Source organism: Bartonella sp. AP58NXGY, from assembly GCF_042195785.1.
Classification (GTDB): Bacteria; Pseudomonadota; Alphaproteobacteria; order Rhizobiales; family Rhizobiaceae; genus Bartonella.
The window spans coordinates 38,210-48,364 of the sequence record NZ_JBHIOY010000012.1 but is presented as its reverse complement, the minus strand read 5'-3'; the positions used below and the strand labels follow the sequence as shown (position 1 = coordinate 48,364).

Below are 10,155 nucleotides of genomic sequence, written 5' to 3'. Positions count from 1 at the left end.
GTCTTCCCATGATCAACGTGACCAATCGTACCAATATTAACATGCGGTTTTGTACGTTCAAATTTGCTCTTCGCCATCGCTATTAATCTCTTGTTTTATTCTCTACTTTTGTTAGCACCTAAAAACAGACCTGCAGAATTGAATTCAACCGAACTGTCAATCAGCCCAATTACCACAACTCTTAGACGGTAAAGCCCGCCTACTTCTATAATGGAACATCCTCCATTATACCTACTTGCCTAATCATCAACAACTATTTGGAGCGGGTAGCGGGAATCGAACCCGCATATTCAGCTTGGAAGGCTGCTGCTCTACCATTGAGCTATACCCGCATGATCCATGTACTAACACTCCTTCGATGAATGGTGGAGGGGGTTGGATTCGAACCAACGTAGCATACGCAACGGATTTACAGTCCGCCCCCTTTAACCACTCGGGCACCCCTCCATTACACCGTTAAAGTCGCGCGATGAGGCATCACGACAACCATTTTGAATACTCATCCAATTCAACCTGATTGCGAAGTGGTTATGACGATTACTATTGTATCTGTCAACAGAATAAATACAATTCTGTACAAATTTCCTGCTCATAACTTTAAATCATAGATTTTTTATATCTATTTTTCTTATTAACACGCTATAAAGAAGTTATGAAAGAAAAAACATCACAAAATTCTCATTATGCTCGTTTACGTCGCCAATATCGGGATACAAAAAGCTCTTCTTTTCGATCTTTTACACACCCGAAGAAGGAAGCCGCTTCTTTACAGCAAGGGATAATCCGTCTTTATGGCATTCATTCCGTTCATGCTGCTTTAAAAAACCCAAAAAGAATTTTTAAATGTCTTTATGTTACACAAAATGCCTTAAAACGATTAAATATATCCGAATCAGATTATCCTTGCCCTGTTACACTATGCACACCCAAATATCTTGATTCGCTGGTTGGAAGTGAAGCAGTTCATCAAGGTGTTGTGTTGGAAACTTCTCCTCTCAAACCATGCAAACTATCGGAACTAACCAATACTGATCTTGTCATTGTCATGGATCAAATTACCGATCCACATAATGTTGGCGCTATTATGCGCTCTGCAGTCGCATTTAAAGCTAAAGCACTTATTACAACTTGTCGACATTCTCCCCACGAAAGCGGTGTTCTTGCAAAAGCTGCATCAGGAGCTCTGGAAATGATTCATTATATCACCGTGAGAAATCTTGCTGAAGCTCTTCAAGAACTCCATCAAACAGGTTTTACAAGCTTTGGTCTCGATTCAGAAGGTGGACAACCTTTAGAAATAACATTAACAGGTAATAAAATTGCTCTTGTTTTAGGCGCAGAAGGTAAAGGCTTGCGTAAAAAAACACGTGAAACCGTTTGCGCTTTAGCACGCCTTGATATGCCTGGGAATATTAAATCATTAAATGTTTCAAATGCAGCAACAATAGCGCTTTATGTGGCACATAAATATCTTAGATTCTAATTTTTAATTTTTTTTGAAACATCAAAAAAGCCAACCAACAAAAAACCCGCCAAAAAACCACCAATATGAGCTTCCCATGCTATTGAGATACCATTTTCTTCAAACAGAACAGAAGAAATACCTATGATAAAGTCAACTATCATCCACACACTCATATAAACAAATACTCCTTTGGAACATAGGGCTTTTTTGATGGACAATAAACGCCCCAAAAATTCTTCATTCTGCGCATTAACACCTAAATAGCTGCTGGGGAAACCGTAACGTATAATAGCACCCATCATTCCAGATACTGCACCTGACGCCCCAACAAGTGATATGATACTTTCTTGATGAAATGTAAAATAAGTCAAAACAGAAGCAACTGCCGTTAACACCCAAAAAATTAAAAAACGTAAAACACCCAAATATCTTACTAAAGGAGAGCCAAAAACCAAAAGCCAAACCATATTAAGGACAACATGTTTAAAACTACTATGCATAAATGAATAACTCACCATAGTATAACCAAATGTTAAAGGATCTGTCTTGAACAATGCTGGTGTAAATGAGAAAAACTCAAGACTTTCAACATAAATCTGATGAGAAAAAAAATACTGAGGAATGCAATAAAGACAAAAACAAAATGCTATCAAAACAACTATAATAAATGGAACCTTCAATAAAGGTTCTTTGGGTTGTTTCGGCAATCGGAAAGCATAATTATACTGAGGATCAGAAATTTTCATTATATAAAATCTCATATTCTTTAGAAAATTGGTAATTCTTTACACAAAATAGATATATTCATCTTGAATAAGGAAAAGTTTTCAACTTGAATTTCTCTGCCTCCCCTTTTAAAATTTTCAATAGCTCACCGTGAAAACAGATGTATCTTATACAAAAGATTTTGAAAAGCATGAATATCAAGAATATGATTTACAAAATTAGTGCTATCCTGCTTTTTTAAATGTGAAATTTGTAATGCAATATACAAGAATTTACAAATAAACAAACTCACTTATGAGGCGCTCTATATAATAAAAAGTCAAATACATAAATGTTTCTTTTTGCCAGAAATATACTAACTATGCTTCATTTGAGATTTTAAATAAGCTTAAATCTCAATTAATCTCAGTCGCTCCAACAATATAGTTTGACGCTTTGAATGAAAAACGACATCTCCATAAGAATAAAAAACTACCAACATATTTGCGTTCTCTAGATATAATAATTGGTGTTTCATAACGTATTCATTTAGTATATCTGTATTCTTCCCCCATAAACGCAAAAACGTCGGTTTATCTCTTTAACAAATAAGAACAAAAACAAATAAGAACAAACCTTTTATTTCACCTCTAACAGATATAATTCAAGAATCGCCTCCTATAATGCAAAAATTTCTGGCCATGGATCAATTAGAGGAAAAATTTATGGGAATGCAAAAATCACAAGACTAAGTAGTGGGATTGTTGGAATAAACAGTGGGGTCTATGAAAGCGATAATGTTGTCAATACGGTTGCTATAGTAGCGTAATTAACAGGCGCGGAGGGCTATTTTTTAAAAATAAAAAAACATATTATATAAAGCACTAAAAAATCATAAAATTGAAATAATTATCTATATAAATCATCGTGAATAAAGTAAAATGTATCATGTAGCTAAAGCGTTCCATAGATACAAATATAAGAGGGGGAGAATGAACACTCTATCTACTAACCAATTAAATATAAAAGAAAAAAATCCAATTTCCAAACAATCAATTCTAATAACACTAATGCGATAGAGTGTTCTTTATCGTGTGTAAAATATTACATAAAATATTGAAAAAACACGTCTTTTTTCCTTTTTCTTTTGCTTATTCGTAAACCGGTTATTATTTCAACAGAGTTTATAGAAGGGAGTAGTCTTTTAGTGTTATTCATTCTTTTTTAGGGATATATAGCGGATGCAGCGCCCTATGGACACTAAACAGCAATGGTCATTGGTTATATCATCTTGATATTTCTAAGTTTAACTGCCAATTGGGGATATGATGCGCTCCTATTGCGTTTAGCACCTCCTAATCATTATCTTATCCTTTTTCAATAATTAGAAAGAAGTGAGAATGATCAATGTTTTTCACGACAGTTCTAATGTTTCTAGGTTCCTCCCCACACCTCAAAAAACAGAGATCCCTACCCGTCACCGGACTGTCAACAGCCTAGCTTCTCTCGGCGGATTTCTCCTGCTAATCACTCATGCAGCTCACTTCATAGGCGCGACAGACAAACCATGCCCTGAAACTAATCACGATATCTAAAAACACTTAATATGCAAAGCTTTTCACGCCTTATATCACCACTCTAAACAACGGCGTTTTACAGCATAATAGGATAAAACACTCGAAAAAACAATGTGTTGATTTCAATGGTGCGTCCTTGTATTTAAATGGTTCATAAGAAAAACTTTCATTCCTTTCTTAAACAGCCTTATCCGTACGTTCGCCACTTGTAATGTACAAGAGAATGGTCTTAATTGATTCAATATAAGAAAGTTTAAAATGAAAAAATTATAGAAATCTAAGCCTCTCTTTTAAGTTGTAAAACAACAAACAATCATTATAAATCAATGTATTAAAATACATAAAACACCAATTATTGAAGAGGTAGATTTTGAGAACTCTGCTTACAATCTTTTAACCACACATCATAAATAGGATGCTCAACAGCGTTCAAACCAGGACTATCTGCAAACATCCATCCTGTAAAAATACGTCGTATTTTTTTATCTAATGTTACTTCGTTGACTTCAACAAAACCAGTTGTACGCGTTGGCTCATCTTTAGAGCTCGTATAACAAGCACGGGGTGTTACCTGTAATGCACCGTATTGATAAATTTCACCAAGAGTAACTTCAAAACGTGTGGTCCGCCCCGTGATTTTATCAAGACCTGCAAAAACAGCAATTCCATTGCTAACACGTTCAGCCCGTACCCCACCATTTAAGGATAAAAACACTAAAACTTCCATTAAAAAAATATATATAAAATGCCTCAACCCTAACAATAAAAAAAACCTCATCATATCAAAATCAATCGCACCTTAAAAATAACTCTTGTCATAAAATGGAGTCAAATAAGACAAAAATACACACACACATTAAAACATTTTATTTTTTAGGTGACCATGCATCATAATCTTCATGCACACAAGGACGCTCATCATTGTAAGGAATAGCCCCCTTTGGTCGATAGGCCTCACCCGTACCTGTCATATTTGCGACATGAGGCTTTTCCCATTCATGTGGATGATAATCTTCCTGTGTTGGTGGACACTCACAGCGATGATGTATCCAGCCGTGCCAACCTGGTGGAATAGTAGAAGCTTCAGAATAATCTTTATAAATAACCCAACGACGCGGATAACCATCCTTATGATATCCCCCCTCATAATATATATTTCCAGATTGATCTTCCCCTATCCGCTTACCTTTTCGCCATGTAAAAAAACGCGTACCAATGGTATTACCACTCCACCACGTAAAGATTTGTTTTAAAAAATGAGCCATTTTCTATTCCATTTCTTCAGTATGTTCATGAAATCAATCGTTGGAATACAATTGTTTACTCCTTGAAATTACCGAAAAAGTTACTGGTAAATTCAGCCACAACTCCAATTGATAGGATAACTTTCTCTCCCTTAATTTCAAGAACATATCATATTTATGGATTCTTCTCCACCCCATAAAATTTAATCTATACCAAGTTTTATCTTAACCAACTCATTAACAGTTTGAGGATTTGCCTTACCACCTGTTGTTTTCATTACTTGCCCAACAAACCAACCAACTAAAGCAGGTTTTTGCTTTGCTTGCGCAACTTTATCAGAATTATTGGCAACAATCTCATCAACAGCTCTTTCAATAGCCTTTATATCTGTCACCTGCTTCATATTGCGCTCTTCTACAATTTGGCGTGGATCTCCCCCCTCATTCCAAATAATCTCAAAAAGATCTTTGGCAATTTTTCCAGAAATAATTTCTTCTTTTATGAGATCAATAATGCTTCCCAATTGATGTGGCGAGACTGGAGACTCTTCAATTTCACGATTATCTTTATTTAAAGCCCCTAAAAGATCATTAATCACCCAATTGGCAACTATTTTTCCATCCCGACCACGAGCAACTTCTTCAAAATAATCAGCAATAGCCTTTTCTGTCACAAGAATGGAGGCATCATACATTGTCAGTCCCATTTCAGTAACAAAACGTGCTTTTATAGCGTCGGGCAATTCTGGTAAATCCGCTGCCAAAGCATCCACAAAAGCTTGATCAAACTCTAATGGCAAAAGATCAGGATCAGGAAAATAACGATAGTCATGCGCTTCTTCCTTTGAGCGCATAGAGCGTGTTTCACCTTTAGCCGCATCAAAAAGCCGAGTTTCTTGATCTATGACGCCTCCATCTTCTAAAATTGCGATCTGACGACGTGCTTCATACTCAATTGCTTGGCCAATAAAGCGAATAGAATTAACATTTTTGATCTCACAACGCGTTCCAAACTTTTCACCAGGGCGACGAACGGATACATTGACATCCGCACGCATAGAACCTTCATCCATATTACCATCGCAGGTACCTAAATAACGAACAATTGTACGCAATTTTGTCATATAGGCTTTGGCTTCATCTGATGAGCGCATATCAGGCTTGGAAACTATTTCCATAAGAGCAACACCAGAACGATTAAGATCCACAAAAGACATCGTTGGATGTTGGTCGTGCATCGATTTTCCAGCATCCTGTTCAAGATGCAACCTCTCAATTCCCACTTCTATATCCTCAAATTGGCCATTCGAATCTGGACCAACAGATATGATAATCTTCCCCTCTCCTACAATGGGATAGTGAAACTGAGAAATCTGATATCCCTGCGGTAAATCTGGATAAAAATAATTCTTGCGATCAAAAATAGATTTTAAATTAATACGCGCCTTTAATCCTAACCCCGTTCGAATCGCTTGACGAACACACTCCTGATTAAGAACAGGCAACATACCTGGCATAGCTGCATCAATAAGAGATACATGATTGTTTGGCTCTGCTCCAAATTTGGTGGATGCTCCTGAAAAAAGTTTCGAATTTGATATGATTTGCGCATGAACCTCCATGCCAATTATGACTTCCCAATCACCTGTAACTCCAGAAATAAAACGCTTAGAATCAGGAATACGCGTATCAATGATGCTCATTGCCAATCCATTACCAATATTTTAAAACATACTTCATGGCTTATCTAAAACCATTCTCAGTGCAATCCTACGATATAAATCTCATAAAAAGCCTGATTCTATCGAACTTATTTTATTCGCGCAAATATTAAGCTTTTTTAGGAGCCTTTTTCTTAACTGATGTTTTCTCTGCGGACTTTTCCTTCACTGCAGATTTTTTCTTTGCTGGCTTTTTTTCAATAACATCTGATTCGTCATATTCTTTCATCAACTCTTCAACCGTCACTTCTTTATCCGTGACTTTTATCTGTGCCAATAAATGATCAATGACCTTTTCTTCAAAAATTGGAGCACGCAGATTTTCAACAGCTTCTGGCGTCTTACGGAAAAAATCCATAATTTCTTTCTCTTGTCCAGGATACTGGCGAACCTGATCAAAAACAGCTGCCTTTAGCTCATCCTCACTAACTTTAACACCAACCTTTACTCCAATTTCAGAAAGCACTAAACCAAGACGAACACGACGTTGTGCAAGAACACGATATTCCTCCCGAGCCTTCTCTTCTGTCACACCTTCATCTTCAAAACTGCGTCCAGCCTTTTTCAAATCATCATTAACCTGAGCCCATATATTGCTAAACTCAATTTCTAAAAGCTCTTCAGGAATCTCAAAATTATAATCAGCATCTAAAGCATCAAGAATTTGACGCTTAATTTTTTGACGTGTCATTGAACCATATTGGCTTTCAATCTGTTCACGAATGACCTCACGTAAACGATCTAGAGATTCTAAACCAACTTTTTGCGCTGCTTCATCATCAATTTTTAATTCATCTGGTTTAAAAATAGCTTTAACAGTAATATCAAACTCTGCTTCTCTTCCCGCCAAATATGCCGCACTATAATTATCAGGAAATTTAACAGAAATCGTTTTTGCATCCCCAGCCTTCACACCAACTAATTGCTCTTCAAAGCCAGGAATAAATTGTTTTGACCCAAGAATCAGTTGTGAATCACTATCGGCCCCACCTTCAAATGGAACGCCTTCAAGCTTACCTTGATAATCTATGGTAATACGGTCACCTTCTTCAGAAGCCCCCTCTTTTAGGGAATAATTACGTGTAGAAGAAAGGACGCGTTTGACTTGATCATCAATCTCCTGTTCAGGGATAGTTGCAATTTCACGGATAACTTCAATATGTTTAAAATCTTTAATTTCAATTTTTGGTAAAACTTCATACTTTAAACTAAAAGTAAAATCGGCAGCGCCATCTAGAATTCTTTCATCTTCATCTATGTCAATTTTTGGCTGCATCGCTGCACGTTCATTACGGTCCGCTAAAATAGAACGAGGCGCCTCACTGAGTATCTCATTGAGAATCTCCGCCATTAAAGATTTACCATACATTTTTCGCAAATGCCCACTAGGCACTTTACCCGGACGAAAACCATTAAGCTTGATCTTACCCTTGGTATCATCCAACCGTTCATTCAACTTTTTTTCTAAATCTTTCGCTGGAACCACGATCTTAATTTCGCGCTTCAGTCCTTCATTAAGCGTCTCGGTAACCTGCATTAAACACCTTCATTTTTCTAAGGAGAGGGATATGCCCACTCTAATAATCATTACATTCTAACACTTCGAGTGTTACATTACCATGAAGCGGAATTCCAGACACGTAGAAATCCGTAGCACTTAAGGGATTGCTTTGGTGCGGATGGAGGGACTCGAACCCCCACGGTCTCCCGCCAGAACCTAAATCTGGTGCGTCTACCAATTTCGCCACATCCGCCAAACTGACAAGCTAATAACCTTATACAAGCGGCGTCTCTATACCATTAATTACAGAAAAAAAGCAAACAAATATATTAAAAAAAACAAAATCTACGCTTTTCATACACGGCTGCTTACGCTAAAAGTCGATTATGTTAAAGACATTTGATATCCCAATTCATATCATCGGTGGCGGCCTTGCAGGGTGTGAAGCAAGCTGGCAAATCGCTCAGTCTGGAATTTCTGTTGTTTTGCATGAAATGCGACCCGAAAAAAAATCAGATGCCCATAAAACCGGTCATTTGGCAGAACTGGTTTGTTCAAATTCATTTCGTTGCGATGATTCATCAACAAATGCCGTAGGACTTCTCCATGCTGAAATGCGATTAGCGAAATCATTAATTATGAAAGCTGCTGATACCAATAAAGTCCCTGCAGGGAGTGCTCTTGCCGTTGACCGTGATGGATTTTCAAAAACCGTTACAACAGCACTAGAAAACCACCCTCTTATAACAATCAAACGTGAAGAAGTTCAAAAAATTCCTAAAGCTTGGAAACATGTTATCATTGCAACAGGTCCCCTTACCTCATCTGCACTTGCTCAAGAATTACAAGCAATAACCGGAACAGAATCGCTCTCTTTTTTTGATGCTATTGCACCTATTATCCATACCGATAGTATTGATATGAATATTTGTTGGTATCAATCTCGCTATGATAAAATTGGTCCTGAAGGAACAGGAAAAGATTACCTTAATTGTCCCTTAAATAAAGAACAATATGAAACATTCGTTCAAGCGTTAAAAAATGCCGACAAAACAGAGTTTCGTGACTTTGAAAAAACACCCTATTTTGATGGGTGCCTACCCATTGAAATTATGGCTGAACGCGGACTTGAAACTTTAAGACATGGACCTATGAAACCTATGGGCTTAACCAATGCCCATAACCCTACAGTTAAACCTTATGCTGTTGTTCAATTACGCCAAGATAATAAACTTGGAACCCTTTACAATATGGTCGGCTTTCAAACAAAACTGAAATATGGTGAACAAATTCGCATTTTTAGAACGATTCCCGGTCTTGAAAAAGCAGAGTTTGCGCGTCTTGGTGGTCTTCACCGCAATACCTACCTCAACTCTCCAATCATTCTTGATCAAACCCTTCGTTTAAAACAAACAAAACGACTACGCTTTGCAGGACAAATTACCGGATGTGAAGGTTATGTAGAATCAGCTGCAATAGGGCTTCTTGCTGGACATTTTGCCGCTGCAGAATATCATCATAACTGTCCTTGCCTCCCCCCACAAACCACTGCATTCGGTGCCCTTTTGCATCATATTACGGGGGGGCATATTGTAATAGAAGAAACAGAAAGACAATCCTTTCAGCCAATGAATATCAATTTCGGACTCTTTCCCCCTATTACTTCTATTAAACATTCAGAAAAACGCTTACCAAGTAAAGAAAAAAAATTAGCAAAAAAGCAAGTTATAACAGCGAGAGCCCTCAATGATTGTATTCAGTGGTTAGCAAATAAAGAATCAAAGAGCTTCTGTTGATCAAAAACACACGATTCGCCTCTCTAATAAATCTCTATGACTCTCATGAAAAAGTCATTCTAAAGCCTTTTACTGTCTTCTCCAATCCATGAATACTTCTCTATGTTTCATTATTTATTCTATAACGTAGATGCTATAAAAAACTT

General features: G+C 37.1%; 7 protein-coding genes, 3 tRNA genes and 1 pseudogene. 2 read left to right on the top strand and 9 right to left on the bottom strand.

Annotated elements, in window-relative coordinates; all coding sequences use genetic code 11:
* The 3 genes and pseudogenes from ACFINC_RS07900 to ACFINC_RS07890 form a co-directional block, all read right to left on the bottom strand.
* Positions 1-77, bottom strand: a pseudogene (locus ACFINC_RS07900) (elongation factor Tu); the annotation flags it as partial.
* 181 nt (positions 78-258) lie between these two features.
* Positions 259-332 (bottom strand) — tRNA-Gly (locus ACFINC_RS07895).
* A 31-nt stretch (positions 333-363) separates the two neighbouring features.
* Positions 364-447 (bottom strand) — tRNA-Tyr (locus ACFINC_RS07890).
* Positions 448-652: 205 nt separating this feature from the next.
* Here ACFINC_RS07890 and ACFINC_RS07885 point away from each other — a divergent pair.
* Complete coding sequence (locus ACFINC_RS07885; protein WP_375616843.1) at positions 653-1,483, top strand: TrmH family RNA methyltransferase; 831 nt, start codon at positions 653-655, stop codon at positions 1,481-1,483.
* Here the strand turns inward: ACFINC_RS07885 and ACFINC_RS07880 are convergent.
* From ACFINC_RS07880 to ACFINC_RS07855, 6 genes are all read right to left on the bottom strand, one after another.
* Positions 1,480-2,211, bottom strand: a complete 732-nt coding sequence (locus ACFINC_RS07880; protein WP_375616842.1) for a rhomboid family intramembrane serine protease — start codon at positions 2,209-2,211, stop codon at positions 1,480-1,482. The two genes, ACFINC_RS07885 and ACFINC_RS07880, sit on opposite strands and share 4 nt — an antisense overlap.
* A gap of 1,888 nt (positions 2,212-4,099) precedes the next feature.
* Positions 4,100-4,525 carry a DUF2155 domain-containing protein gene (locus ACFINC_RS07875; protein WP_375616846.1) on the bottom strand — a complete coding sequence of 142 codons (426 nt, stop codon included), beginning with the start codon at positions 4,523-4,525 and terminating at the stop codon, positions 4,100-4,102.
* A gap of 88 nt (positions 4,526-4,613) precedes the next feature.
* Positions 4,614-5,012: an NADH:ubiquinone oxidoreductase subunit NDUFA12 gene (locus ACFINC_RS07870; protein ID WP_375616841.1), complete on the bottom strand. Its 399-nt coding sequence runs from the start codon at positions 5,010-5,012 to the stop codon at positions 4,614-4,616.
* 182 nt (positions 5,013-5,194) lie between these two features.
* Entirely contained in the window at positions 5,195-6,694 is a 1,500-nt protein-coding gene (gene gatB, locus ACFINC_RS07865) for an Asp-tRNA(Asn)/Glu-tRNA(Gln) amidotransferase subunit GatB (protein ID WP_375616840.1), read from the bottom strand.
* 127 nt (positions 6,695-6,821) lie between these two features.
* The gene (gene tig / locus ACFINC_RS07860) at positions 6,822-8,249 is read right to left on the bottom strand and encodes a trigger factor (protein ID WP_375616839.1); all 1,428 of its coding nucleotides are present in this window, start codon (positions 8,247-8,249) and stop codon (positions 6,822-6,824) included.
* 134 nt (positions 8,250-8,383) lie between these two features.
* Positions 8,384-8,466 (bottom strand) — tRNA-Leu (locus ACFINC_RS07855).
* Positions 8,467-8,599: 133 nt separating this feature from the next.
* On the opposite strand from ACFINC_RS07855, the gene trmFO reads away from it, so the two are divergent.
* Positions 8,600-10,009, top strand: a complete 1,410-nt coding sequence (gene trmFO, locus ACFINC_RS07850) for a methylenetetrahydrofolate--tRNA-(uracil(54)-C(5))-methyltransferase (FADH(2)-oxidizing) TrmFO (RefSeq protein ID WP_375616838.1) — start codon at positions 8,600-8,602, stop codon at positions 10,007-10,009.
* Positions 10,010-10,155 lie beyond the last annotated feature (146 nt).

Bases quoted from the DNA above. Each gene is read 5' to 3' on its own strand.
- ACFINC_RS07880 (WP_375616842.1), bottom strand. From the start codon at position 2,211: ATGAAAATTTCTGATCCTCAGTATAATTATGCTTTCCGATTGCCGAAA.
- trmFO (WP_375616838.1), top strand. From the start codon at position 8,600: ATGTTAAAGACATTTGATATCCCAATTCATATCATCGGTGGCGGCCTT.
- tig (WP_375616839.1), bottom strand. From the start codon at position 8,249: ATGCAGGTTACCGAGACGCTTAATGAAGGACTGAAGCGCGAAATTAAG.
- ACFINC_RS07875 (WP_375616846.1), bottom strand. From the start codon at position 4,525: ATGAGGTTTTTTTTATTGTTAGGGTTGAGGCATTTTATATATATTTTT.
- ACFINC_RS07870 (WP_375616841.1), bottom strand. From the start codon at position 5,012: ATGGCTCATTTTTTAAAACAAATCTTTACGTGGTGGAGTGGTAATACC.
- gatB (WP_375616840.1), bottom strand. From the start codon at position 6,694: ATGAGCATCATTGATACGCGTATTCCTGATTCTAAGCGTTTTATTTCT.
- ACFINC_RS07885 (WP_375616843.1), top strand. From the start codon at position 653: ATGAAAGAAAAAACATCACAAAATTCTCATTATGCTCGTTTACGTCGC.